The 25,047-nt window shown below is 35.4% G+C and carries 23 protein-coding genes, 1 tRNA gene and 1 pseudogene; 12 read left to right on the top strand and 13 right to left on the bottom strand.

All coding sequences use genetic code 11. The features are described 5' to 3' along the window. Positions 1 to 3 precede the first annotated feature (3 nt). The 7 genes from rfbA to rseP all read right to left on the bottom strand — a co-directional run bounded on the left by rfbA (position 4) and on the right by rseP (position 6,435). The gene (rfbA, locus tag FCN74_RS00425; protein ID WP_138930629.1) at positions 4 to 873 is read right to left on the bottom strand and encodes a glucose-1-phosphate thymidylyltransferase RfbA; all 870 of its coding nucleotides are present in this window, start codon (positions 871 to 873) and stop codon (positions 4 to 6) included. A gap of 51 nt (positions 874 to 924) precedes the next feature. Further along, positions 925 to 1,980 (bottom strand): dTDP-glucose 4,6-dehydratase, encoded by a 1,056-nt coding sequence (rfbB, locus tag FCN74_RS00420; RefSeq protein ID WP_138930628.1) that lies wholly within the window; start codon positions 1,978 to 1,980, stop codon positions 925 to 927. Positions 1,981 to 2,013: 33 nt separating this feature from the next. Continuing rightward, complete coding sequence (locus tag FCN74_RS00415) at positions 2,014 to 3,009, bottom strand: SDR family oxidoreductase (protein WP_138930627.1); 996 nt, start codon at positions 3,007 to 3,009, stop codon at positions 2,014 to 2,016. A gap of 21 nt (positions 3,010 to 3,030) precedes the next feature. Continuing rightward, positions 3,031 to 4,320: a nucleotide sugar dehydrogenase gene (locus tag FCN74_RS00410; protein ID WP_138930626.1), complete on the bottom strand. Its 1,290-nt coding sequence runs from the start codon at positions 4,318 to 4,320 to the stop codon at positions 3,031 to 3,033. A 132-nt stretch (positions 4,321 to 4,452) separates the two neighbouring features. Then, positions 4,453 to 4,665 (bottom strand): GIY-YIG nuclease family protein, encoded by a 213-nt coding sequence (locus FCN74_RS00405; RefSeq protein WP_138930625.1) that lies wholly within the window; start codon positions 4,663 to 4,665, stop codon positions 4,453 to 4,455. A 41-nt stretch (positions 4,666 to 4,706) separates the two neighbouring features. Continuing rightward, positions 4,707 to 4,780: transfer RNA gene (locus tag FCN74_RS00400), tRNA-Asn, on the bottom strand. 326 nt (positions 4,781 to 5,106) lie between these two features. After that, a complete protein-coding gene (gene rseP / locus FCN74_RS00395; RefSeq protein WP_138930624.1) occupies positions 5,107 to 6,435 on the bottom strand; it encodes an RIP metalloprotease RseP in 1,329 nt (442 codons plus the stop codon). Between the two features lie 150 nt (positions 6,436 to 6,585). Between rseP and FCN74_RS00390 the strand changes: the two genes are divergently transcribed. Next, positions 6,586 to 7,263 carry an SCO family protein gene (locus FCN74_RS00390; RefSeq protein ID WP_138930623.1) on the top strand — a complete coding sequence of 226 codons (678 nt, stop codon included), beginning with the start codon at positions 6,586 to 6,588 and terminating at the stop codon, positions 7,261 to 7,263. Positions 7,264 to 7,507: 244 nt separating this feature from the next. Here the strand turns inward: FCN74_RS00390 and FCN74_RS00385 are convergent, their stop codons facing one another. The 3 genes from FCN74_RS00385 to FCN74_RS00375 are packed head-to-tail and all read right to left on the bottom strand — an operon-like array spanning position 7,508 to position 10,965. Beyond that, positions 7,508 to 8,254 (bottom strand): succinate dehydrogenase/fumarate reductase iron-sulfur subunit, encoded by a 747-nt coding sequence (locus tag FCN74_RS00385; protein WP_138930622.1) that lies wholly within the window; start codon positions 8,252 to 8,254, stop codon positions 7,508 to 7,510. Positions 8,255 to 8,271: 17 nt separating this feature from the next. Next, a complete protein-coding gene (locus tag FCN74_RS00380) occupies positions 8,272 to 10,275 on the bottom strand; it encodes a fumarate reductase/succinate dehydrogenase flavoprotein subunit (protein ID WP_138930621.1) in 2,004 nt (667 codons plus the stop codon). A gap of 9 nt (positions 10,276 to 10,284) precedes the next feature. After that, on the bottom strand, positions 10,285 to 10,965 hold the full coding sequence (locus FCN74_RS00375) for a succinate dehydrogenase cytochrome b subunit (RefSeq protein ID WP_138930620.1): 681 nt from the start codon (positions 10,963 to 10,965) through the stop codon (positions 10,285 to 10,287). Between the two features lie 188 nt (positions 10,966 to 11,153). Here FCN74_RS00375 and FCN74_RS00370 point away from each other — a divergent pair. The 3 genes and pseudogenes from FCN74_RS00370 (at position 11,154) to FCN74_RS00360 (ending at position 15,554) form a co-directional block, all read left to right on the top strand. Then, a pseudogene (locus FCN74_RS00370) lies at positions 11,154 to 13,125 on the top strand (aconitate hydratase). Between the two features lie 90 nt (positions 13,126 to 13,215). Then, positions 13,216 to 14,169: a tetratricopeptide repeat protein gene (locus tag FCN74_RS00365; protein ID WP_138930619.1), complete on the top strand. Its 954-nt coding sequence runs from the start codon at positions 13,216 to 13,218 to the stop codon at positions 14,167 to 14,169. 32 nt (positions 14,170 to 14,201) lie between these two features. Next, the gene (locus FCN74_RS00360; RefSeq protein WP_138930618.1) at positions 14,202 to 15,554 is read left to right on the top strand and encodes a UDP-N-acetylmuramate--L-alanine ligase; all 1,353 of its coding nucleotides are present in this window, start codon (positions 14,202 to 14,204) and stop codon (positions 15,552 to 15,554) included. A 107-nt stretch (positions 15,555 to 15,661) separates the two neighbouring features. Here the strand turns inward: FCN74_RS00360 and obgE are convergent, their stop codons facing one another. Then, positions 15,662 to 16,663: a GTPase ObgE gene (gene obgE, locus FCN74_RS00355; RefSeq protein ID WP_138930617.1), complete on the bottom strand. Its 1,002-nt coding sequence runs from the start codon at positions 16,661 to 16,663 to the stop codon at positions 15,662 to 15,664. 102 nt (positions 16,664 to 16,765) lie between these two features. Here obgE and FCN74_RS00350 point away from each other — a divergent pair, with 102 nt between their 5' ends. Then, complete coding sequence (locus FCN74_RS00350) at positions 16,766 to 17,221, top strand: hypothetical protein (protein ID WP_138930616.1); 456 nt, start codon at positions 16,766 to 16,768, stop codon at positions 17,219 to 17,221. A gap of 7 nt (positions 17,222 to 17,228) precedes the next feature. Beyond that, complete coding sequence (locus tag FCN74_RS00345) at positions 17,229 to 17,606, top strand: DUF1801 domain-containing protein (RefSeq protein WP_138930615.1); 378 nt, start codon at positions 17,229 to 17,231, stop codon at positions 17,604 to 17,606. A 7-nt stretch (positions 17,607 to 17,613) separates the two neighbouring features. Here the strand turns inward: FCN74_RS00345 and FCN74_RS00340 are convergent, their stop codons facing one another. Next, positions 17,614 to 18,738 (bottom strand): glycosyltransferase, encoded by a 1,125-nt coding sequence (locus tag FCN74_RS00340; RefSeq protein WP_171047069.1) that lies wholly within the window; start codon positions 18,736 to 18,738, stop codon positions 17,614 to 17,616. Then, entirely contained in the window at positions 18,735 to 19,679 is a 945-nt protein-coding gene (locus tag FCN74_RS00335) for a hypothetical protein (protein WP_138930613.1), read from the bottom strand. Before FCN74_RS00335 ends, FCN74_RS00340 begins: the two co-directional genes overlap by 4 nt. Before the next feature lie 85 nt (positions 19,680 to 19,764). Between FCN74_RS00335 and ruvC the strand changes: the two genes are divergently transcribed. The 6 genes from ruvC (at position 19,765) to FCN74_RS00305 (ending at position 25,027) form a co-directional block, all read left to right on the top strand. Beyond that, positions 19,765 to 20,316 carry a crossover junction endodeoxyribonuclease RuvC gene (gene ruvC / locus FCN74_RS00330; RefSeq protein ID WP_138930612.1) on the top strand — a complete coding sequence of 184 codons (552 nt, stop codon included), beginning with the start codon at positions 19,765 to 19,767 and terminating at the stop codon, positions 20,314 to 20,316. 73 nt (positions 20,317 to 20,389) lie between these two features. Further along, positions 20,390 to 21,151: a hypothetical protein gene (locus FCN74_RS00325; RefSeq protein ID WP_138930611.1), complete on the top strand. Its 762-nt coding sequence runs from the start codon at positions 20,390 to 20,392 to the stop codon at positions 21,149 to 21,151. A gap of 119 nt (positions 21,152 to 21,270) precedes the next feature. Next, positions 21,271 to 22,401, top strand: coding sequence for a radical SAM family heme chaperone HemW (gene hemW, locus FCN74_RS00320; protein ID WP_138930610.1), 1,131 nt, complete (start codon positions 21,271 to 21,273; stop codon positions 22,399 to 22,401). 121 nt (positions 22,402 to 22,522) lie between these two features. Further along, on the top strand, positions 22,523 to 23,599 hold the full coding sequence (locus FCN74_RS00315; RefSeq protein WP_138930609.1) for a serine hydrolase domain-containing protein: 1,077 nt from the start codon (positions 22,523 to 22,525) through the stop codon (positions 23,597 to 23,599). A 36-nt stretch (positions 23,600 to 23,635) separates the two neighbouring features. Beyond that, positions 23,636 to 24,490 carry a hydroxymethylglutaryl-CoA lyase gene (locus FCN74_RS00310; protein WP_138930608.1) on the top strand — a complete coding sequence of 285 codons (855 nt, stop codon included), beginning with the start codon at positions 23,636 to 23,638 and terminating at the stop codon, positions 24,488 to 24,490. Positions 24,491 to 24,589: 99 nt separating this feature from the next. Next, complete coding sequence (locus tag FCN74_RS00305) at positions 24,590 to 25,027, top strand: DUF4199 domain-containing protein (RefSeq protein ID WP_138930607.1); 438 nt, start codon at positions 24,590 to 24,592, stop codon at positions 25,025 to 25,027. Positions 25,028 to 25,047 lie beyond the last annotated feature (20 nt).

Here is a 25,047-nt window from a genome sequence, read left to right as displayed (position 1 = left end):
ACTTTATTTTACAATAGATTTTAAATAGTCGTAGTAGTTTCCTTTAAGGTTTTTAATATTATTTCGAACCTCTTCTTTTTTGATCCAGGATTTACTTAAACCAATCTCTTCTAAACATGCAATCTTCAATCCAGTTCTTTTTTCAACCGCTTTTACAAATTCAGTCGCTTCGGTCAGGGCCTCATGCGTACCCGTGTCTAACCAGGCAAAACCACGACTTAAGATTTGCATCTTTAAGCTGTTTTCTTTTAAGTAATACTGATTGACAGAGGTGATTTCAAGTTCTCCACGATTTGAAGGTGTTACATTTTGACCAACATTAATAACAGAATTGGGATAGAAATAAAGACCTACAACGGCGTAATTTGACTTGGGTATGCTTGGTTTTTCTTCTATACTAACCACATTTTTTTCTTGATCAAATTCTGCGACACCATAACGTTCTGGGTCATTGACATAATTCCCAAAAATAACAGCTTTTTGATCACTTTCAACAGTTTTAACTGCATTGGACAAAAGATTTTGCAAGCCTGCACCGTGAAAGATGTTGTCGCCTAAGACTAAACATACATCATCGTTTCCGATAAATTCATCACCAATAATAAAAGCTTGTGCTAAACCATCTGGCGAGGGCTGTTCTGCATAATTTAGATTGATGCCATATTTAGAACCATCACCGAGTAGTCTTTTAAAATTAGGTAAATCTGTAGGTGTTGAAATCACTAAGATATCTTTGATTCCAGCTAGCATTAACACCGATAGCGGGTAATATATCATGGGCTTATCATATATAGGCAATAGTTGTTTTGAAGTTGCTAAAGTCAATGGATGCAACCTCGTGCCTGAGCCGCCGGCAAGAATAATACCTTTCATTGTTCTATTGATTTTGGGCTTTAAAAAATGCAAAGTTAATAATCTTAAAATCTATTTATATTGTTCATCATAATACTTCTGATAATCGCCGCTCGTCACGTTTTTTAGCCAAGTTTCGTTGTCGAGGTACCAATCTATGGTTTTAGATAAGCCTTCTTCAAAAGTCACTGAGGGTTTCCAGCCTAAGTTTTTATTGATTTTGGTCGCATCAATCGCATATCTTAAATCGTGACCCGGTCTATCTTTTACAAAGTTGATGAGGTTCTCACTTTCACCTAGTCTTCGCCCAAGCTTAGTGTCCATTTGTTGGCATAAAACTTTTACAAGGTCAATATTTTTCCATTCATTAAAACCGCCTATATTGTAGGTTTCACCAATACTGCCCTGATTATAGATTAAGTCGATAGCCTCAGCATGATCAATCACATAAAGCCAATCACGAGTATAATTGCCATCACCATAGACGGGTAAGGCTTTTTTGTTGATGATATTATTGATAAAAAGTGGAATTAATTTCTCCGGAAATTGGTTTGGTCCATAATTATTAGAGCAATTACTAATGACATAAGGCAAACCGTAAGTCTCTCCAAAGGCTCTTACAAAGTGGTCAGAACCTGCTTTTGAAGCTGAATATGGCGAATTGGGGTCATAAGACGTATCTTCTGTGAAAAGACCGGTTGATCCAAGTGTTCCGTAGACTTCGTCTGTACTTATGTGATAGAAAAGATGCTTATCATTACTATCTTTCCATAGGTGATGAGCAGCATGAAGTAGATTTAAAGTTCCCATAATATTAGTTTCTACAAATGCAAAGGGATTGCTGATTGAACGATCGACATGCGATTCGGCTGCCAGATGAATTATAGTGTCAAATTGATACTTTTCAAAAAGGGATTTAATTTTTTTTTGATTACAAATATCAACTCTTAAAAAGGTGTAGTTCTTAGCATTCTCAATATCTTTAAGGTTTTCAAGGTTTCCTGCATAGGTAAGTGCATCTAGGTTGTAAATGTGACTTTTGGGATACTTCTTTACAAAAAGTCTTACGACGTGACTTCCTATAAATCCAGCTCCACCAGTTATGAGAATATTGTTTGATTTTGACATTTAATTGTTTTAAAAAATTTTTAATCTTAAGTATTAATAGTGTTTCCAATACCATTTTATAGCTTCTTGAAGGCCTTCTTTAAATTTGTGACTGGGTTGATAACCAAGGTATTTTTGAGCTTTTTCTATTGAAGCTAAAGAATGAGGAACGTCGCCTTTTCGGTTTGGTCCGTGTTTGATTTTTATATCTGCAATTTTAGAATCAAATTCAGATAAATAGGTTTTTAGCAAATTGGCCATTTCTAATATTGTTGTTCGATCTCCTACAGCTGTATTGTAAACTTGGTTTAGTGCGTCTTCATGATCTGTGGTAATAGCCAAAATATTCATTTGAATAACATTATCAATATAGGTGAAATCTCTAGAATAAGTACCATCGCCATTAATAACTGGGCTTTGGTGCTTCATCAACTGAATCACAAATTTTGGAATTACGGCAGCATAAGCACCATTGGGATCCTGTTTTCTCCCAAAGACATTGAAATATCTCAAACCAACGCTATCTAAATCATATATGCGTTTAAAATTATCAGCATATAATTCATTAACATATTTTGTTATGGCGTAAGGCGAAAGAGGTTTGCCAATATTTTGCTCAACTTTAGGAAGCGATTTAGAATCTCCATACGTAGACGAACTCGCAGCGTAAACAAAGCGTTGTACACCTTGATCTTTTGAAGCCACAAGCATATTTAAAAAGCCATTGATATTGGCGTCATTGGTTCGAATAGGATCCTCAATAGAGCGAGGGACAGAACCCAAGGCGGCCTGATGGAGCACAAAATCTACGCCCTGACAAGCTGATTGACAGTCCTTTAAATTACAAATGTCTCCTTGTATAAACTCAAAATTTTTGTGTGCTTTTAAATTTTGAATATTTTTTCTGTGCCCTGTAGCAAAATTGTCAATACCTCTTACAGTGATATGATGATTTGATAGAAACTCACATAAATTAGAGCCAATAAATCCGGCAGCACCGGTAATGAGTATGGTTTTTCCTTGCAGTTTTTCAATCTTGTCGTTTATCATATCGATCAATGGTATTAGTATTTAAAGTTTCCCATCACTGATATTACCTAGAACACCTTTAACGTCGTAAATTACTGCATTAGGTTTTTTCAGCTGATTAAAATTTAATTTTTTGAACTTTTCGTGTGCGACACAGAGTACGATAGCTTCAAACTTTTTTTGAGGTAGTTCCATGTAAGATTTTAAACCATATTCTTGATTAACTTCTTTAGGGTTTGCCCAAGGATCAAATATTGTCACTTGCGTTTCATAATCATGCAGTTGTTTTACTACATCAACAACTTTTGTATTGCGAACATCTGGACAGTTTTCTTTAAAAGTTATCCCTAAAACCAATACATCTGCACTTTTGACTTTAAGATCATTTTTAAGCATAAGTTTTACCACTTGACTTGCAACGTATTCACCCATTGAATCATTAAGTCGTCTTCCTGCTAAAATAATTTCTGGGTGGTAACCTATTTCTTGTGCCTTTTGAGCTAAATAGTAGGGGTCAACACCAATACAGTGTCCGCCTACAAGGCCAGGTTTAAAGGGTAAAAAATTCCATTTGGTTCCAGCGGCCTCTAGAACAGCTTTGGTATCGATATTCATAAGGTTGAATATTTTAGCCAGTTCGTTGACAAAAGCAATATTGATATCGCGTTGGGAGTTTTCTATGACTTTGGCAGCTTCTGCAACCTTAATAGTTGGGGCTAAATGTGTACCAGCCGTAATAACTTCTTTGTATAAGTTGTCAATTTTTTCACCAATTTTCGGTGTTGAGCCAGAGGTGACTTTTAGTATTTTTTCTACAGTATGTTTTTTATCACCTGGATTTATCCTTTCTGGAGAATACCCCACAAAAAAATCTTCATTGTATTTAAGATTAGAATGTTGTTCTAAAACTGGGACACATTCATCTTCTGTCGCCCCCGGATACACTGTACTCTCATAAATAACAACATCTCCTTTTTTAAGAACTTGAGCAACACTTGTCGAGGCTTTAATTAGCGGGGTTAAGATGGGGCGGTTGTTTTTGTCGACAGGTGTAGGAACGGTAATAATAAAAATATTGCAGGACTTAATATCTGAAAGTGAAGTCGTACAAAATAAGCCGGCTTCTTCTTTGTTTATATCTTTTTTTTGAATTAAAACATTCTGTAGAATGTCATCTTCAACCTCTAAAGTGTCGTCGTGTCCAGAATTAAGCAAATCTACTCTTGTTGGATTAATATCAAAACCAAAAACTTTGTATTTTGTAGCAAAAAGACGCGCTAAAGGCAATCCAACATAGCCTAAACCAATGATGGCAATTTTATCGTTTTTCATGAAACTGAATTAAAGTTCAAAAATATTATTTTTTATTGTGAGTAGGTTAAAAAAGCTTAATTGTTTAGTTATTATTTTAAAATAAATTTTTATGATTTAAGCAAGAAAGAATCAATCTCTCAACGAATTACATCAATAAATTTGGGATGCACATTCAATTTTTTCAGCTTTACCACGAGTTTTGCCAGCTTTAAAAACTGCTTTCAACACCCAAGGTCTGTATTTTGAGGTAAATGTATTAAATGTTGAAGTGTTGTGTATTTGTAGTCTCTTCCAAGGATTTTGAGAAGAACCGACGTAATATTTGTCAAACTTTTCAGAAAATAAAATATAAACGTAAAACATCTACAAAGCAAAAAACCTAGCGTTTTGCTAGGCTGTTTTTGCTCCTCCTCAAGGACTCGAACCTTGGACCCTCTGATTAACAGTCAGATGCTCTAACCAACTGAGCTAAGGAGGAATTTAACTCTTTTATTTCAATCTCATTAGCTCCTCTGATTAATCCCGCATGTGCGGGACTCTAACCAACTGAGCTAAGGAGGAATTTAACTCTTTTATTTCAATCTCATTAGCTCCTCTGATTAATCCCGCATGTGCGGGACTCTAACCAACTGAGCTAAGGAGGAATTTAACTCTTTTATTTCAATCTCATTAGCTCCTCTGATTAATCCCGCATGTGCGGGACTCTAACTAACTGAGCTAAGGAGGAATTTTGCGAGTGCAAATATAATTTAAATTTTAAATATCAAAAACTTATTTTTCAATTTTTGAAAAAATAATGTCATTTTAGTTATCAAAAATAAAACGATAGATATCATTACCATTTGCAAAAAGTACTAATGCAATAAGTAAGAAAAACCCAATCATTTGTGCGTACTCCAAAACTTTTTCGTTTGGCTTTCTTCCGCTTAACATTTCATAAAGCAAAAAGACAACATGTCCGCCATCTAGTGCAGGAATAGGTAAAATGTTCATAAAAGCTAAAATTATAGATATAAAAGCTGTAGTCATCCAAAAGGATTGCCAGTCCCATGCGGAAGGAAAGAGGCTTCCTATAGCTCCAAAACCGCCAACTTGAGTCGCGCCTTTTTTAGTAAATACATATTTAAATTGAGCGATATAATCTCTTAAAGTCCAGTAGCCATAACTAAACCCAGAAGCAAAACTCTCAGACAAGGAATAGTTTTTATGTTCAAATTGCCCGGCAAGTGAATTTTGGACGGCAATACCTATCTTCTTATCTTCATTTAAAATAATTTGAGTATCGACTTCTTCTTCGTTGGTATTCATATAAGTCAATTGAATTGTATCTGATTTTGCATCGGCGACTGCTTTAGTAAAATCATCCCAATAGGGCGTAGGTTGACCATCTACGGCCAGCATTTTATCACCTTTTTTTAAGCCAGCAATTTTTCCCGGTTCATTGGGTAGAACGGAGTCGATAACCGGCTCTAACTTAAGGCCAAACGGAACCATAACACCTTTTTGAAAGAGCTGACTCCCAATATCTTCCGGGATGTCAATAGTTTCAATACTTCCATCTTGATGCTCTACGGTAATCGTTTCAACACTTCTCAACATCAAATATTTATTGACTTCAGGTTGATTGTTCAAAGGTTCGTCATCAATACTCAGGATGATATCACCATCTTGAAAACCATATTCATATAAAACTTCATTTACTGCTAAACCATTATTTAAATTTTCCTTTGGAAGATAATCTGTGCCCCAAACAAAAAGCACCATAATGTAAATCACTATCCCAATGATAATATTTACTGTCACGCCACCCAACATGATAATAAGACGTTGCCAAGCCGGTTTGCTTCTAAACTCCCAAGGTTGTGGAGGTTTGGCCATTTGTTCTTTATCCATACTCTCATCTATCATTCCGGCAATTTTTACATAACCACCAAGGGGTAGCCAACCAATGCCATAAACCGTCTCACCAATTTTCTTTTTAAATAAAGAAAACTTCACATCAAAAAAGAGGTAAAACTTTTCAACCTTAGTTTTAAACAGTTTTGCCGGTATAAAGTGACCCAATTCGTGCAAGACGACAAGGATTGATAAACTTAAAATGAGTTGAGCAGCTTTTATCCAAAAGGTTTCCATAAAAATTTTTATATCAAAAAGTTGACAAAAATAGACTTTTAAAATTGTATAAAAAAATATGCCTTTTTTAAATGTTTAACTTAACAAAATATTGAGAATATTCAACGGACTCACTCTCTCAAGCAATAGTTATCTTTGTAAAAAAATGGCATGATCAAGTTTTTTGCGAGATATAAGTTTATTGCCGTGGTGCTATTCATCTTGTCGGTCATCATTGTGACTATTATTTATAATTTGTACAAGCCAGAACCTCGATTACGTGTGTATCAGCCCAATCAGTTTACCAAAGAATTGGTGGACTCTTCCTTGCAGCGGGTTCGTAAATTTCACCGCATCAGTGATTTTAAGCTAATCAATCAATATGGCGACACGATATCTCAGGCTGACTTTAAAGATAAAATCTACATCACTGACTTCTTTTTTACCACATGCCAGACCATATGTCCAATTATGACAGAACATATGCAGCGTATTCAACAAGCGTTTAAGGACGATGACGAAGTGATGCTGTTATCCCATTCGGTAACGCCAAACATTGATGATGTAGAGCGTTTAAAAACTTATGCTGACGAACACCACGCGATAAAAGGGAAGTGGCATTTGGTGACAGGTGATAAAAAACAGATTTATAAACTAGCACGACAATCATATTTCACGACAAAAACCACTGGCGACGGCGGTAAATATGATATGGTGCATACTGAAAACTTTGTGCTTATCGATAAAGAAAAACGTATCCGTGGTATCTACGACGGCACTAATCCCGACGAGATTGAAGAAGCTATTGAAGATATTAAGATTTTAAAACAAGAATACCAAAAAGACTAAATACAAACAGTAGCACTTTTGGTTTAGGGTATTCCCTCGCCTTTGGGCTCCGTCGGGCTTTCCACTACAATCTTTTGTTCGTACCTCACAACAGGATTTCCACTGCCCTGTCTGCCTAGGTAGAAATCCCTAACGCAGAGTTGTTAGAAAATCATAAAATTATTGTAGAAATTACTAAATTAAAAACCTCAAATATTAAGTTAAATACAAATCTTTTAGGTCAAAATGAGTTTTCAAACTAAAATTACTCTGCCACAGAAGCCGATAAATATTCACGATTCATTCTGGCGATATTTTCAAGGGAAATGCCTTTTGGACATTCTATTTCACAAGCACCGGTATTGGTGCAATTACCGAAACCTTCCTTATCCATCTGGTCTACCATATGCATCACACGCTCAGAGGCTTCAACTTCACCTTGTGGCAATAAAGCAAACTGAGATACTTTAGCAGAGGTAAATAACATCGCAGAAGCATTTTTACAAGCGGCCACACATGCACCACAACCTATACAGGTCGCAGCGTCAAAAGACATATCTGCTTTTTCTTTTTCGATAGGGGTGCTATTAGCATCTATGGTATTTCCAGAAGTATTCACAGAAACAAAACCGCCAGCTTGTTGTATTCTGTCAAATGCAGAACGGTCTACTATCAAGTCTTTTACAATAGGGAAGGCTCTTGCTCTAAAGGGTTCAATAACAATGGTATCACCATCGTTAAAACGACGCATGTGCAATTGACAAGTCGTAATTCTTCTGTCTGGACCATGAGGTTCGCCGTTAATTTGTAATGAGCAAGTTCCACAAATACCTTCTCGACAATCGTGATCAAATTCTACAGGCTCTTTGCCTTCTCTTACTAGACCATCGTTTAAAACATCAAGCATTTCTAAGAAGGACATATCTCCCTCAATGCCATCTATATTGTAGGTCTCAAAACGACCCTTTGCATTTGCATCTTCTTGTCTCCAAATTTTTAATGTTAGTTTCATTTCAATACAATTTTTTATTATTTATAACTTCTCGTTTTGAGTTCTATATTATCGTAAATTAATTCTTCCTTATGTAAAACAGCGTCTTTAGGTTCTCCTTTGTATTCCCATGCGGCGACATATCTGAAGTTTTCATCATCTCTTAAAGCTTCACCTTCAGGGGTTTGGTATTCATCTCTAAAGTGACCGCCGCAAGATTCATTTCTATGTAATGCATCTTTCGCAAACAATTCTCCTAACTCTAAGAAATCAGCTACACGAGCGGCTTTTTCCAGTTCAGCATTTTTGGCACTGACTTTACCGGGCACTCTTACATTTTTATAAAAATCGTCTCTGAGCTCCGCAATTTCATTAATAGCCGATTTTAAATCTTTTTCATTTCTAGCCATACCACACTTATTCCACATAATTTTTCCAAGTTTTTTGTGGAAATCATCAACAGGTGTATCTCCTTTGATATCGACCAATTTTTGAAGTTGATCTTTAATTGCTTTTTCAGCTTCATCAAAAGCTTCGTGATCTGTTGGGATAGGTCCTGTTCTAATATCATCAGACAGATAATCTCCAATAGTATAAGGTAAAACAAAATATCCATCTGCCAAGCCTTGCATTAATGCAGAGGCACCTAGACGATTAGCACCATGATCAGAGAAGTTGGCTTCTCCAGTAGCATAACAACCTGGAATCGTTGTCATTAAGTTATAATCTACCCATAAACCGCCCATAGTGTAATGCACCGCAGGATAAATCATCATCGGTGTTTGATATGGGTTTTGATCTATGATTTTTTCATACATTTCAAATAAATTACCATATTTATTTTCAATGGCTTCATCACCAAACTTTTTGATTTGCTCTTGAGTTGGATTTTCTATACCTGAACTAAAGGCTTTTTCTTTACCATAACGTTCAATGGCACTTGCAAAATCCAAGTATACAGCTTCACCGGTTTTATTCACACCAAAACCAGCATCACAGCGTTCTTTAGCTGCTCTAGAAGCTACATCACGAGGGACTAAATTTCCAAATGCCGGATAACGTCTTTCAAGATAATAATCTCTATCTTCTTCGGGGATTTCAGTAGGTTTGAGTTTTCCAGCGCGTATAGCTTCAGCATCTTCTTTTTTAGCAGGCACCCAAATTCGTCCATCGTTTCTTAACGACTCGGACATCAAGGTTAATTTAGATTGTAATTCACCAGAAACAGGAATACAAGTCGGGTGAATTTGCGTGAAACAAGGGTTGGCAAAAAATGCACCTTTTTTATGTGCACGCCAAGCGGCCGTGACATTACTACCCATAGCATTAGTTGATAAAAAGAAAACATTACCATAACCTCCTGAAGCTAAAACCACAGCATGAGCAGAATGTCTCTCTATTTCACCACTAATCATATCTCGAGCAATGATGCCTCTTGCTTTACCATCAATGAGCACTACATCCATCATTTCGTGACGGGTGTAAGATTTTATTTTTCCACGGTTAATTTGTCTGTTCATTGCAGAATACGCACCGAGTAAAAGTTGTTGTCCTGTTTGACCTTTGGCATAAAATGTCCTAGAGACCAAAACACCACCAAAAGAACGATTATCAAGTAAACCACCATATTCTCTAGCAAATGGCACCCCTTGTGCAACACATTGGTCAATGATATTGCCAGAAACTTCAGCTAATCTATAGACATTAGCCTCGCGTGAGCGGTAATCACCGCCTTTTACTGTATCGTAAAATAACCTGTAGTCAGAATCGCCGTCACCTTGATAGTTTTTAGAAGCATTAATTCCGCCTTGAGCGGCAATGGAGTGTGCTCGTCGTGGCGAATCTTGAAAACAAAAGGTTTTAACATTATAACCTAATTCTGCAAGCGTAGCTGCTGCAGAAGCTCCAGCTAAACCTGTACCTATAACTATAATATCAATGTTTCTCTTATTAGCGGGATTAACCAGATTAATATCGTTTTTATGTTTTGTCCACTTTTCTGCGAGTGGACCTTCAGGTATTTTGGCATCTAATTTTGACATAATCTAAAATTATAAATGTGTTACGAAGTGAAAAATAGCAATAAAAGCAAATCCAAGAGGAATAACAATTGCAAAAGCTTTGGTAAAAGTTTTAAGGGCTTTTGAATATTTATTGTTGAAGCCCACAGATTGAAAAGCAGAGGAAAATCCGTGCAATAAATGAAAAATTAAAAATACAAAAGCTAAAACATACAAACCGGTTCTATAGGGATCATTGGCAAATTTTTCTACGGTTTCCTCATAATATCTGAATTCGCCATTGTGCATACCAGACATATCGCCTTCGATATATTTGGTTGTAATCTCTGGAATCCAGAAATCATAAAAATGTAATCCTAAAAACAATAGTATTACAATTCCAGATATCAGCATATTTCTAGAGAACCAGCTTGAGTTTGCTGACCCTCTAAATATAGAATAGCCAACATCACCTCTGGCTTTTCTGTTTTGATATTCTAGAATAAAACCCATAACGAAGTGAAATACAACCCCAAAAATCAAAATAGGTTGCAACACGGCCTGAACTAAAACATTGGTTCCCATAAAGTGAGACCATTCATTAAAGGTATTTGGGCTAATTACTGAAGTAATATTGATGGTAAAGTGTTGCGCCAAAAACACAACTAAAAATAAACCAGATAATGCCATAGCGACTTTTCTGGCAATTGAAGACTTGATGATTCCTCTCATTATTTAAATTTTAATAAAATTCAATACAAAAGTAAAGCTAAATGCACTATCCACCAAAACGCTGCATTTTTTTAAACTTAATTTAGAATAGATTTAAACGCCTTATGGAATGCAGATGAGAATTTTTAAAGTTTTGTTATTCTTTTGTTTTCAACATTTTATAATGTTATGTTTAATAAAAATCTATTATGGAAAAACTAAACGTCACAGAAAAATTAATAAAAGCACATCTGATAGAAAGTGAATTAAAACCCGGCAGCGAGATAGGTTTAAAAAATTGATCACGCGCTTTTGCAAGATGCGACAGGAACTTTGGTTCAGCTTGAGCTTGAAGCCATGAATTTAGATCGTGCTAAAACTGAAGTTGCCGTGCAATATGTAGATCACAACCTTCTACAAACCGATTTTAAGAATGCAGACGATCATCGATTTTTAAAATCTGCAGCATAGCGCTTTGGCTTGTGGTTCAGCCGTCCCGGCAATGGAGTGAGTCATCCAGTTCATATGGAAAGGTTTGGAAAACCGGGTAAAACCATGGTAGGTTCAGATTCGCACACTTGTGCAGCGGGTTCTCTTGGAATGCTCGCCATAGGAACTGGCGGTATCGACGTTGCTGCAGCCATTGCGGGTAAACCGTATTATGTAAAAATGCCCGAAGTGATGGGCGTAAAATTAACAGGTAAATTACCAGATTGGGTAAGCGCCAAAGATGTGATTTTAGAAATGCTTCGCCGTCATGATGTCAAAGGTGGTGTAGGCAAAATTATTGAATATTACGGTGAAGGCTTAAAAGAATTAAGCGCTATGGATCGCCATGTCATTGCCAATATGGGTGCAGAGCTCGGCGCTACAACAACAGTTTTTCCCAGTGATGAAGGAACCAGAAAATTTTTAAAATCTCAAGAAAGAGAAGACGATTGGAGCGAGTTAAAAGCCGATAAAGCTTGCAAATACCAATACCATGAAGAAATTGTTTTAGATGATTTAGTGCCACTCATTGCATTGCCAACCAGTCCAGGAAATGTTGTTCCTGTTGTGAAAGTTGCAGGAAAGTCGATAAGTCAAGTCGTTATTGGTTAATCTGCCAATCCCGGATTACGTGATTTTTGGATAGCGGGGAAAATTGTTGAAGGTCAAAATGTAAGTCCAGAAGTAAGTTTTGACATCAACCCAACGTCTCGCCAAGTCATGCAAAATATGATTGAAAACAGAACATTTGCAAACTTAATTACAGCAGGCGCTCGATATCACCAGTCGGGTTGTATGGGTTGTATAGGTATGGGATTAGCGCAGGCTAGTGGAACCATTAGTTTGCGAACCATGCCAAGAAACTTTCCCGATAGAAGTGGAACAAAAGACGATCAAATGCATTTATGTAGTCCGGAAACAGCGGCGGCTTCTGCTTTAACAGGTAAAATAACCGACCCACGAACCTTAGAAAAATCGCACGGTATGTCGTATCCAAAATTTGAATACCCAACATACGAATTGATTAATCGCGAAATGCTTATCGCTCCAATTGATGATCATGAGTCTGTTAAACTTGAAAAAGGTGAAAACATTAAAAGTTTACCTGAAATACCAGAATTAAAAGACAGCTATCGCGTTTCGATTTTACTAAAAATGGGTGACAATATTTCTACAGATGAAATTCTGAAAGCCGTTGCAGAAGTATTACCGTTAAGAAGTAACCTCCCTGAAATTAGCAAATATTCTTTTACGGTAATAGATGATACCTTTCATGACCGAGCACTAGAAGCAAAAGATAGTCATGGTGGCCACATTGTTGTTGCCGCTGAAAATTACGCTCAAGGTTCAAGTCGAGAACACGCAGCATTAGCGCCAAAATATTTGGGGCAAGTTGCTGTATTGGCTAAGAGTTATGCCAGAATAGCTTGGCAAAATTTAGTCAACTTTGGGATTTTACCACTTGAATTTACAAATGAGTCAGATTATGATAAGATTGAACAAGATGATGAAATATCACTTGACAATATGATTGAACAGGTTAAAAATGGCAGAGAAATTAATATTAAATTGATTAAGGCTTCTGGTGAAGAAAAACAGATCAAGGTTATACATTCCATGAGTGGAAGACAAATTCAGGTTTTGCTTAAAGGAGGCATCATAAATGACTTTAAAGAAAAATTAAACGCATAGACTCTAAACTTTTAATTATATTACGTTAACCTATTGCTAAAACTAATTTCAAAAAAATTCTAATCAAGGGTTTTGAATATATTTGTTGGTATGAGAAAAATATATTTCATTATAATATGTTTCCCTTTGATGTTATCTGCACAAAATCAGATAGATAAAGCTATTGCTAATTTTGATGATCAAAATTACTCTAAAGCTGAAGTTCAGTTTAATGCCATCATCAATCAAAACCCAAATAATTATAAAGCTTATGAATATTTGGGTGATACTTATGCCGCTCAAAAAGAATGGGATAAAGCTATAGAGGTTTTTGAATATCTAGTAGAAAAACAACCTAATAATCCCGATTACAATTTTAAGTACGGCGGCACAATGGGTTTGAAAGCTAAAAACTCTAATAATTTTACTGCACTATTGATGCTTGATGATGTTAAAAAATACCTCAAAAAAGCAGCTGACCTTGACCCTAAACACGTAGACGTAAGATGGGCATTGCTCGAACTGTATTTAGAATTGCCCGGTGTTATTGGTGGAAGTGTAGATAAATCTAAAAATTATGCGTTACAGCTTCAAAAAATCAGTCCAGTAGATGGTGCCTTAGCTTTTGGTAGAATAGCTGATTATGAAGAGGATTTTAATACTGCGGAAAAACAATATAAACAAGCTGTAAAAATTGGCGGTTCTTTAACTTGTTACAACAAACTAATTGATTTGTACATGAAAAACAAGCAATATGATAAAGCCTTGACGACCACCAAAGAAGCCATAGTCAATCTAAATCACAGAGATTTTCAATTTAGATTTTCTCAAATAGCTCTTAAAGCCAATTCAAGAATTGATGAAGCAATAATTACAATTGATACATTTCTTGATGATCAAAGCGCATCAAAATATAGTAAAGATGAAGCCTTAATTGTAAAAGCAAAACTACATCAAAAACTTGGTCAAATTGATGAAGCTAGATACTGCTTAAAACAGGCTTTATCGTATAATCCAGATTCTATGCAAGCAAAAACTGAGCTTAAACGTATAGAGCAACTCTAATTCTTTATATTTGTCGTTCAATTTCTACAACTATGCATATTCATTTTATAGCTATTGGCGGTAGCGCCATGCACAATTTAGCTATTGCTCTAAAACTCAAAGGCGAAACCATAACAGGCAGTGATGATGACATTTTTGAACCTTCGTATTCGAGATTAAATCAACAGGATATTTTGCCTGATAAAATGGGCTGGTATCCAGACCAGATCACAACAGATATCGACTTGATTATTCTCGGCATGCATGCTAAATCTGACAATCCCGAATTGTTGAAAGCTCAAGAGTTAGGCCTAAAAATTTATTCCTATCCTGAATATTTATACGAGCATTCAAAAAAGAAAACCAGAGTAGTAATCGCCGGTTCTCATGGTAAAACGACGATAACCTCTATGATTTTACATGTCTTGAATTATCACGAAAAGCCCACCGATTTTATGGTTGGGGCTCAACTTGAGGGTTTCGATAATATGGTGCATCTCACCGAAGAAAACGATTTTATTTTGCTTGAAGGCGATGAATATTTGTCTTCTGCTATTGATCCCAAGCCTAAATTTTTATGGTATCGACCCAATATTGCATTGATTAGCGGGATTGCTTGGGATCATGTTAACGTTTTTCCGGATTTTGATGTGTATAAAAAACAATTTGAAGATTTTGTAGAATCCATGACCAATGGGAGCACTTTAGTTTATAATGAAGGCGATGAGCTTTTAAAAGACATTGCTCTAAATACAACAAAACCCACACGTAAACACGCCTATCACATTCCCGAACATCAGATAGAAGATGGTGTGACTTATCTTGAAACCAATGAAGGCCCAATGCCTATTGAGGTTTTTGGTGAACATAATCTGCAAAATATTGCCGGCGCTAAGTGGATTTGCCAACATATGGGCGTTGATGAAGATGATTTTTATGAAGCTATTGCTAGTTTTAAAGGGGCTTCAAAACGCTTGGAAGAAATTATAAACACGCCTAGATGCCAAGTCTTTAAAGATTATGCGCATAGTCCATCAAAAGTTGACGCGACCACAAAGGCTGTTAAACAACAATTTCCGGATAAAACTCTATTGGTATGTTTTGAATTGCATACTTACAGCAGTTTGACAGCATCTTTTTTAAAAGAATATCATCAAACGTTAGACAAAGCTGATGAGGTTGTGATTTTTTATTCTAAAAAAGCTATAGAAATCAAACAGATGCCAGAGCTGTCCAAAGATCAAATCCAAGAAGCTTTCAGCCGAGAAGACCTGAGTATTTATACCAATGCTGAAGATTTTAAAGCTTTTCTTAAAGCCAAACATTTTGACAATCACGTGTTGTTGCTGATGAGTAGTGGCAACTATGGTGGTTTAGATTTTGATGAATTGAAAGCGTGGGTTTAGTTTGAATATTTAAAGATTTGAGGATTCGGTAACTTGAAGATTTAAAAATTAAACCATATTTAATTTTTTCAAACCTTAAAATTTCAACTACCAATTATCAACAAAACCTAACTATTCAATATGCTCCAAAGTCTATCTTTCAAATCTTGCAAACCTTGTTGAGCTACTGAGGAAATAAATAGATAGGGAATATTTTTAAAAGCATTTTTGAGTTCTGCATTCATTTCTTGTTGCAATTCTTCATCGAGCATATCACTTTTGGAGATGGCCACTAAACGATCTTTATCTAACAATTCAGGGTTGTAGCGTTTTAATTCTTCAAGTAAAATATCGTATTCTCTTTTGATATTTTTGGCATCAGCTGGAATGAGGAAAAGTAATGTGGAATTCCTTTCAATATGCCTTAAAAACCGATGACCAAGGCCTTTGCCTTCAGCAGCGCCTTCAATAATTCCCGGGATATCGGCAATGACAAAGGTTTTAAAGTCCCTGTATTTTACAATACCTAAATTGGGCTTGAGCGTGGTAAATTCATAATCGGCTATTTTCGGCTTTGCTGCAGTGATGACAGAAAGTAATGTCGATTTTCCGGCATTGGGAAATCCAACCAGACCCACATCGGCCAAGACTTTTAACTCTAAAGTAATGTCTCTTTCTACACCTTCCATACCAGTTTGGGCGTATCGCGGTGTTTGATTGGTAGAGCTTTTATAATACGTATTCCCTAAACCGCCCTGACCGCCTTTTGCTGCAATATATTCCTGACCATTTTCAGTCAACTCTTTGATGATCTTCTGGGTTTCGGTATCACGAATCACGGTCCCGAGCGGGACTTCAATGATTTGATCTTCACCATCAGCCCCGGTGCTGTTTTGTTTGCCACCATTACCACCATGCTCAGCACGAATGTGACGTTTAAACTTTAAGTGAAAAAGTGTCCATAAGTTTTTGTTGGCTTTTACAATGACATGACCACCACGACCACCATTACCACCGTCTGGACCACCTTTTGGAATATATTTTTCCCGACGCAAATGCGCAGAGCCTTTACCACCATTGCCAGATCTGATATGTATTTTGACATAATCTACAAAATTACCCTCGGTCATAGTCTCAATTTATGAGTGCAAATATCCGAAAATATTCATCAAAATCATACATAAAGCGATTTGCCTAATTTAATTTCTACTGAGAATGCTTATTTTTACACTATGAAACTTTTGGTCTATTTTTTTGTACTCGCAATTTTTTGGTCGTGCAAGCAAGACAACTTTAAAAAAGTAGATGCTAATGATATTGCGAATAAGCAACTTCAAACTATAGATTTTAAGCAAATTGACCGTTTTCCTTTATTCAAAACCTGCGATGAGACGGCTTCAAGAAGAATACAGCAGAATTGCTTTGAACAGCATTTACATCAATGGCTCAAACCTTACATAGACACCATAGAAGTCGAAATTGCTCAAACAGATACATTGCTTCTTTTTTTAAAAATTGACAAAACAGGAAAAATTAAACTAGATTCACTCTATTCTAAAATGGATTTAAGCCATGAATTTCAGCGTATTTTTAATAAATCACCTGAAATTTATCCGGCTCAAAAACGCGGTGTACCTGTGAGTGTTAATTTAGAATTACCAATTATTTTGAGTTTAAAATCAAAGTAATCTTATCATGCAATATAATGACAAAACCCCAGTCGAACATTTAAAACATCTTGAGCCAGATTGGCGAAAAGAAAAACTCCAATTGGTTCGGGACTTAATTTTAAAGCACGGTTCAGACTTAAATGAAAATATCGAGTATAAAATGCTAGCTTTTGGGAAAAACGCTAAAAATATATTTCATCTCAACGCTCAAAAGAACTATGTCAGTATATATGTAGGCACGATTAAAAAAGTTAAAAATGGTGAAGAATTATTAAAAGATTTTGATATTGGAAAAGGCTGTATCAGAATTAAAAAAAGCATTAATATTTCAGAAACGCAACTTGAAGTGCTTATCAAAAAAACTATTGATTATTGGGATCATGGTGGAAATATTGATTGTTAATGTAGTGCTAGACTTTGTAAGCTCTACCTTTCCAATTGAATTTTCCTCCAAAAGATAAAAGCGCAAAATAAACATTGGCAAAAGGATAAATGAGCAACATCAATAGATAATCTTTAGAACACATCCCTGTTTTAAAAAATTGTTTTCCTACATACAATACAACAAAGTCTGTCGTTATTTTCAAAACCCACAATAACCAAAACCAAAATTTAAAACCCTCAAAGACAAACGCTAAACCTAAGCTTAAAACTAAAATCAAGTTTGTTAAAAACACTAATACACCGAGTCCTATCAATTTTTGGCTTTGGTAATGTTTAGCCTTAGAAGCCCAGCGAATGCGTTGTTGAGTCAACTCTTTAAAATCCTGTTGTGCTTTTGTCCAAATGGTAGCCTCCAGATGAACAACTGCTTTTACGATTTTCCCAGCTTTATGAATAGCTTCAAGTGTAAAAATATCATCACCGCTGATGTGTTGTTGATGCTTTTCAAAAGCATTTAAACTCTTGAGTGTTTTAGCATTGTAAGCCAAATTAGCGGCATTGCACATCAGAGGTGTTTTAGCATTAAAGCTGCCTAGACCAATTACTTGTAAACTCATTAAATCTAACACTTGAAATTTTTGCCAAAATGAATTTTCTTCTATCATTCGCACTGGCCCAGCGATTAAATCAGCCTTTGTTTGTTGTATACAATTATCGAAGTATAATAGCCAATCCTCCGGCAGCAAACAATCTGCATCTGTCGTCACGACATAACCTGTATTAACATATTCCAGGGCTGTTAGAATTGCACTTTTTTTGGGTGATGTAGCTAAGTTTTGGTTCTCTAAAACCCGAACATTTTTTAAACTTAATTTTTCAATGTATTTTAAGCAAATGTTATGGGAATCATCCTCAGAATGATCGTCAACAAGAAAAATTTGAAATAAATGTTGCGGATAGTTTAATTCACTCAAACACTTTAAAAGTTGTGGTAAATTTTCAGCTTCATTCCTAAAAGGAATTAAAATTGAAAAGTGAGTTTGGGCATCAATCGAGCCTCTTTGAGATGTATTAAAGGTTTTAAATTTAAAGGCATAAAACAACATTGCTGCCAAATAAATCAAAACTATCAGCAGACCAAAAAAAATCATACTTTGGATTTTAAATAGGCTGGCTGCAAGGACCATAGCCACAGAAGACCAAACACTGCCGGCAAAATAACATTGCCAATCCACATTAAAAATACAGTGATTAAAACGGCCGAAACCGGGAACTCAAAGAACGACATCAACATCACAGCCAAACTGCCTTTAACCATGACATCACCTATGGCTAAAACAGGCACAATTGATGACAAAATATAAACTGAACTGATTAAGCTTAACCCCAACACATAACCTACATCTGCATCAAAACACCATAACAACAATAAAAATTGATGGGCAAAAACAATATACCGAAAACCACTCCAAAATAAAGCAGATGTAGTTTTCTCTTGTTTTATACTTTTAAACTGAAGCCAAATCGACAAAAGTTTTTGTCTTACGACTTTAAAACTTATGGCAATTCCAATTAAAATTAATGATAATAATATCAACCAAGACCATTTTAACTCTAATACTTCAAATAAATCAAATTTATTGTAAATCATAATAAGCCCAAGCAACCCAAAAATCAAAGTGATCATCAATTGACTTAAATGCCCGAGTCCAGTTAAAGCGATAATTTTTGAAGATTGTGCTTTAGCACAAAACAAACATTTTCCGCCATATTCACCCCACTTGTTTGTTGTAAAAAGGGATAAACTATGCCCAACTAAACTCTGCTTAATAGCTTCTAAAAAAGAAATATAACCTACTAATTTTTGCCATTTTTTAATCTCACCATACCAATTTAACACAGATCCTAAAATCAAAATCAATACTGCCCAAACTGTAAGTATTGGCTGGGCTTGCCAGTGGTTGGATAACAAGTCAAATTCTGTTTTTGAGGATTGCACAAACCAAATGACAAGTGCAAAACCGATGAGCGTCATAAAAATTTTTAAGCTCCAAATTAATTTATGTCCTATTTTGTCTTGTATCTTTGGCATACGCAAATTAAACTAAAAATAGCCACGAATACACGAATAATCTCATAAACATTCGTGCATTAGTGGTGAAAGTAATTATAACATCTTGCCCACAGAACAAATCATATTAGGCATTGATCCCGGAACCACAATTATGGGTTTTGGTGTGATTAAAACCCATGAGAAAACCATGGAGTTGTTACAACTCAATGAACTCAACCTGAAAAAATACAGCGACCATTACACCAAATTGCGATTCATTTTTGAGCGCAGTATTGAATTGATTGAAACTTATCATCCCGATCATATCGCTATTGAAGCGCCATTTTTTGGTAAAAACGTGCAATCTATGCTCAAATTGGGTAGAGCTCAAGGCACAGCGATGGCAGCAGGCTTATCTCGCCAAATACCTATAACAGAATATTCGCCGAAGAAGATCAAAATGGCCATTACGGGCAATGGCAACGCTAGTAAAGAGCAAGTCGCCGGCATGTTGCAAAACTTACTTAAAATAAAAACATTACCTAAAAACTTAGATTCTACCGATGGCCTAGCCGCAGCCGTCTGTCATTTCTATAACCAAGGTAAACTGCAAGGCTCAAAATCCTATTCAGGTTGGTCTTCATTTGTCAAGCAAAACTCAAAACGCTTAAAATAGTCAAGCAAGCCTGCAAATATTATCTTACAAAAGTTATATTTATAAATGTAAATTTTAGTTGTAAGCCTTTTGCATGGACATCAAAATAGACATAAAATTCTTTTTAAGTTTTACATTAGTATTTATACTGTTTACAGTTATTGGAACTATAAGTCACGAATACGGACACATTGCTATTGCTAAAATATATGGTTATGATACGACCCTGCATTACGGAAGTATGAATTTTCACCCCAAAGGCTATTTAGATGATCCCAATTTCAAAGCCTTAGAGTCTTTAAGTGAAAACTATATTAATGTAGAATATGATTCTACACCTGATGAGGTTAAAGAAAAAGCAAATAAATACATTAAGTTACTAGAAAAGCGTTATTGGGATGAGGAAAATGAGAAAAATAATAAAAGTTTATTTATATCTATTGGTGGTCCACTGCAGACAATTTTAACTGGAATTATTGGGCTTATTATTTTAAGGCTTCGGAAGAAAACTATTCAAATTAACGGATTAAAAATATTGGATTGGCTTGCTGTTTTTCTTAGTCTTTTTTGGTTAAGAGAGATATTTAATCTTGTTCACTCAATTGGCGAAGAAATAATATTTCCGGATGGCAAATGGTTTGGCGGTGACGAGTATTTTATTTCGAAAGATTTAAACTTATGGCCTGGAACAATACCTATACTACTAGGCATGCTAGGCTTGCTAATCTCTGCTTATATTGTATTTGAAGTTGTACCCAAAAAATTACGTTTAACTTTTATTCTCGGCGGACTGATAGGTGGAATATCAGGATTTATCCTATGGTTAGATATTATTGGCCCCAAAGTTTTACCGTAATTTAAATAAATTTTTCCGGAGTAAGAGTCCAGAAATAATATTTGTATAAGAACTAAAAAAATTCATATCTCTGCGTCATTGTGAGTAACATAAGGCTAACTTTGTATCTAAAACATTAAATGGCCAGCATCTACATTCATATTCCATTTTGTAAACAAGCTTGTCATTATTGTGATTTTCATTTTTCAACCTCACTTAAGCATAAAGATAACATGGTTGAGGCGATTTGTAATGAATTGATTTTGCGAAAAGATGAGTTTCAAAATTCTTTGGAATGTATTTATTTTGGAGGAGGCACGCCTAGTCTATTATCAGAGACAGATTTAGATCAAATTTTTAAAACGATTTACAAATATTATCAAGTGGCAGATCATCCTGAGATTACCTTAGAAGCCAATCCTGACGACATCACAGATAAATTGCTCAAAACCTTAAAATTTCAAGGCATCAACAGGTTGAGTTTGGGCGTGCAATCCTTTTTTGAAAAAGATTTAAAACTTATGAATCGGGCGCATGACGTTGAAGAAGCCAAAAACAGCATTAATCTAGTAAAACAGTATTTTGACAATTACTCCATTGATTTGATTTATGGCATGCCTGATATGGACTTGGTGCGTTGGCAAAAAAACCTTGAGATTGCTCTTGATTTTGGCATTCCGCATTTGTCGTGCTATGCTTTAACGGTTGAGCCCAATACCGCTCTTAACAGATTTATAGAAAAAGACATTATTGCGCAACCTGATGAGGAACAAGCGGCAGCTCATTTTGGTCATTTATACAACACTATGACTTCAAGAGGCTTTGAACATTATGAGTTTTCAAATTTTGGCAAACCAGGTTATTTTTCACAAAACAATATCAATTATTGGACAGGCAAACCTTATCTTGGCATAGGTCCTTCTGGCAATAGCTATGATGGTAAAAACAAAAGAACTTGGAATATTAAAAACAACCTTAAATACATCAAAGCCATCAATGATAATCAATTGCCTCAAACTACAGAAAATTTAACCAAAACCGATCTTTACAATGAATATATTATGACCAGACTAAGGACCAAATGGGGCGTAAATATAGATGACATCAAAACACAATTTGGTGAAGCTTATTTGGATTATTTGATGTTACAGGCGCAATCGCATTTAGACCTGAATCAATTAGAGATTCGTCAAAATCATATTCATATTACTAGAGAAGCTAAGTTTTTATCAGATGGTATTGCTGCAGATTTATTTAAAATTGAGTTTTAAAAGTATTTAAAGAGTATTCAGCATCAAAAAAGTTAGCTTTAGTCTATTATTCTTAAGCTTCGGGGCTGTGTCTTAAAAAGTTATTAAATCATAGATTATTTTTAAGTTCAAAATCTATATCATGAGACTATTCATTTATTTATTATTTCTTTTAAATGTTACAAACATTAATAGTCAGGAAAAAGCATCGGCAACTTATTTTCCTCCAAACGAACCTGCGGAATGGGCAACAACAAATTTTGAAGCAGAAGGCTGGAAAACACCTTTAAAAGACAAACTCTATCACCTTCTTGAGCAAGAAAACACAAGAGCGTTTATCGTTTTAAAAGAGGGGAAAATATTAATAGAGGAGTATTGGGGTAAAAACTTTAGAGGTGCTGATTTCGACAAACATTCTTATTGGTATTGGGCATCAGCAGGCAAATCTTTAACAGCTTGTTTAATAGGTATAGCTGAACAGCAAGGGCTTTTAAGCCTAGAAGACCCAACCAGTCAATATTTGGGTTCATGGACTTCGATGCCTCAAAAAAGAGAAGATGCCATTAAGATCAAGCACCAATTAACCATGACAACAGGGTTGGATTATACTGTAAACAATAAAAATTGTACAACAGCTGATTGCTTAAAATTCAAAGCTATGCCCGGAAAGCAATGGTACTACCACAATGCGCCATACACGCTCTTACGCCAAGTTTTAGAAACTGCATCCGGGCATAATATCAATCAATATACCCAAGATAATATAATCTCTAAAATTGGGGCGGATGGGTTTTGGAAGCTAACTAAAAATAATAATAACCTGTATTTAAGTACACCAAGAAGTGCTGCTCGATTTGGTTTGCTTATTTTAAACAGAGGGATTTGGGATGAGCAAGTCATTTTAAAAGACAAAAATTATTTTGAACAAATGACCTCAACCTCTCAATCTATAAACCCATCTTATGGATACTTGTGGTGGCTTAATGGGAAATCTGAAATAATAATACCAACTATGACAAATACTATTCAACAGGATTTAGTGCCTTCTGCACCCCAAGATATGATATCTGCTCTCGGAAAAAATGGTCAAATTATTGATGTTGTGCCAAGTAAACATCTAGTTATTGTGAGAATGGGAGAAAAACCTAATGATGGAATGTCGGCTTTAATTTTTCATAGAAAATTTTGGAATATATTACATGAAATGATACCCGATTAAGCGTTTTCAAAAAGACATTAATTGTATATTTGAGGCATGTCCAAAGTCAAACTTATTGAATGTCCTAGAGATGCCATGCAAGGCATAAAACCCTTCATCTCGACAGAAGAAAAAGTGAAATACATACAAAGCCTGTTAAGTTGTGGGTTCGATACGATAGATTTTGGCAGTTTTGTTTCCCCTAAAGCGATTCCGCAAATGAAGGATACCGCTGAAGTCTTAAAGCAACTTGAGTTATCGGAAACACAATCCAAACTTTTGGCTATCGTAGCTAATTTGAGAGGTGCTAAAGATGCTTGTCAATTTATTGAAATCGATTATTTAGGCTATCCATTTTCGATCTCAGAAAATTTTCAAATGCGAAATACACACAAAACAATTTCAGAGTCAATTGAAATTTTAAAAAGTATAATTGATTTAGCAAATAAGCAAAATAAAAGGGTTGTAGCTTACCTATCTATGGGTTTTGGCAACCCCTATGGCGATCCTTGGAATGCAGATATTGTAGCTGAATGGACAGAAAAACTCTCTAGTCTGGGGGTCAAAATCCTTTCGTTATCTGATACCATTGGCAGTTCAAACAAAAGCATTATAAAAGAATTGTTTTCAAAACTCATCCCAAAATATCCTAATATAGAATTTGGTGCCCATTTACACACCACACCACATACATGGCATGAAAAAGTTGAAGCGGCTTATCAATCGGGCTGCAGAAGATTTGATGGCGCTATTCAAGGATTTGGCGGATGCCCAATGGCAAAAGACGACTTAACAGGAAATATGCCAACCGAAAAACTTTTGTCATATTTTAATACCAAAAAAGTTGATCATGGCGTAAAGATGACGCGTTTTGAAACCGCATACAACAAAGCTTCAGATGTTTTTATTTAGATTTAGTCCTGATTTGACCTTAAATGGTTAAGGAATTTAGAAAACTTCGAATTATTAAATTATAAATGTTAAATTTCGGCTTGTAAAAAATACTATTTTATGAATAAATTTATTTTACCTCTTCGATTTGGTGTAGCCATAAGTGGTTCTTTAATTGGTTATTTTCTGTTTTTATCATTATTCGATTTACATACAAATCCCTTTTATAGCTTATTTAATGGTGTAATTACGGGTTTTGGTATTTTTGAAGGCATTCGCTACAGACGTATAGAATATGGCCCAAAGTACACATATTCTACTGGTTTTTCCTGCGGTATCACAGCAGGATTTGTCGCTACTATTATTTTTTCAATTTTTATGGCGATTTATGCGACAGAACTCAATCCAAGTTTTATTAATAATTTGTTGACAAGTTGGGATAACAATTTTGAAGTAGGTATTGGGACATTCATTTTTGTAGTAGCTCTCATGGGTTTTGCAACAGCAGTCGTTTTAACACTCACGGTAATGCAATTGTATAAAAACCCGAAAAATTAAGTTTGTATATCTTAAAAACT

This window comes from Mesohalobacter halotolerans (assembly GCF_006120725.1).
Classification (GTDB): Bacteria; Bacteroidota; Bacteroidia; order Flavobacteriales; family Flavobacteriaceae; genus Psychroflexus; species Psychroflexus halotolerans.
The sequence above is the reverse complement of the archived record's forward strand: the minus strand, read 5'-3'. Positions and strand labels throughout refer to the sequence as shown.

Excerpts from the sequence above, each read along its gene's own strand:
- FCN74_RS00350 (WP_138930616.1), top strand. The coding sequence starts at position 16,766 with ATGAAACTTTTGGTCTATTTTTTTGTACTCGCAATTTTTTGGTCGTGC.
- FCN74_RS00375 (WP_138930620.1), bottom strand. The coding sequence starts at position 10,965 with ATGAGAGGAATCATCAAGTCTTCAATTGCCAGAAAAGTCGCTATGGCA.
- FCN74_RS00415 (WP_138930627.1), bottom strand. The coding sequence starts at position 3,009 with ATGATAAACGACAAGATTGAAAAACTGCAAGGAAAAACCATACTCATT.
- obgE (WP_138930617.1), bottom strand. The coding sequence starts at position 16,663 with ATGACCGAGGGTAATTTTGTAGATTATGTCAAAATACATATCAGATCT.
- FCN74_RS00385 (WP_138930622.1), bottom strand. The coding sequence starts at position 8,254 with ATGAAACTAACATTAAAAATTTGGAGACAAGAAGATGCAAATGCAAAG.
- FCN74_RS00335 (WP_138930613.1), bottom strand. The coding sequence starts at position 19,679 with ATGCCAAAGATACAAGACAAAATAGGACATAAATTAATTTGGAGCTTA.
- FCN74_RS00345 (WP_138930615.1), top strand. The coding sequence starts at position 17,229 with ATGCAATATAATGACAAAACCCCAGTCGAACATTTAAAACATCTTGAG.
- FCN74_RS00360 (WP_138930618.1), top strand. The coding sequence starts at position 14,202 with ATGCATATTCATTTTATAGCTATTGGCGGTAGCGCCATGCACAATTTA.
- FCN74_RS00315 (WP_138930609.1), top strand. The coding sequence starts at position 22,523 with ATGAGACTATTCATTTATTTATTATTTCTTTTAAATGTTACAAACATT.
- FCN74_RS00405 (WP_138930625.1), bottom strand. The coding sequence starts at position 4,665 with ATGTTTTACGTTTATATTTTATTTTCTGAAAAGTTTGACAAATATTAC.
- FCN74_RS00380 (WP_138930621.1), bottom strand. The coding sequence starts at position 10,275 with ATGTCAAAATTAGATGCCAAAATACCTGAAGGTCCACTCGCAGAAAAG.
- FCN74_RS00410 (WP_138930626.1), bottom strand. The coding sequence starts at position 4,320 with ATGAAAAACGATAAAATTGCCATCATTGGTTTAGGCTATGTTGGATTG.
- FCN74_RS00325 (WP_138930611.1), top strand. The coding sequence starts at position 20,390 with ATGGACATCAAAATAGACATAAAATTCTTTTTAAGTTTTACATTAGTA.
- FCN74_RS00340 (WP_171047069.1), bottom strand. The coding sequence starts at position 18,738 with ATGATTTTTTTTGGTCTGCTGATAGTTTTGATTTATTTGGCAGCAATG.
- FCN74_RS00305 (WP_138930607.1), top strand. The coding sequence starts at position 24,590 with ATGAATAAATTTATTTTACCTCTTCGATTTGGTGTAGCCATAAGTGGT.
- rseP (WP_138930624.1), bottom strand. The coding sequence starts at position 6,435 with ATGGAAACCTTTTGGATAAAAGCTGCTCAACTCATTTTAAGTTTATCA.
- rfbA (WP_138930629.1), bottom strand. The coding sequence starts at position 873 with ATGAAAGGTATTATTCTTGCCGGCGGCTCAGGCACGAGGTTGCATCCA.
- FCN74_RS00365 (WP_138930619.1), top strand. The coding sequence starts at position 13,216 with ATGAGAAAAATATATTTCATTATAATATGTTTCCCTTTGATGTTATCT.
- FCN74_RS00390 (WP_138930623.1), top strand. The coding sequence starts at position 6,586 with ATGATCAAGTTTTTTGCGAGATATAAGTTTATTGCCGTGGTGCTATTC.
- hemW (WP_138930610.1), top strand. The coding sequence starts at position 21,271 with ATGGCCAGCATCTACATTCATATTCCATTTTGTAAACAAGCTTGTCAT.
- rfbB (WP_138930628.1), bottom strand. The coding sequence starts at position 1,980 with ATGTCAAAATCAAACAATATTCTCATAACTGGTGGAGCTGGATTTATA.
- FCN74_RS00310 (WP_138930608.1), top strand. The coding sequence starts at position 23,636 with ATGTCCAAAGTCAAACTTATTGAATGTCCTAGAGATGCCATGCAAGGC.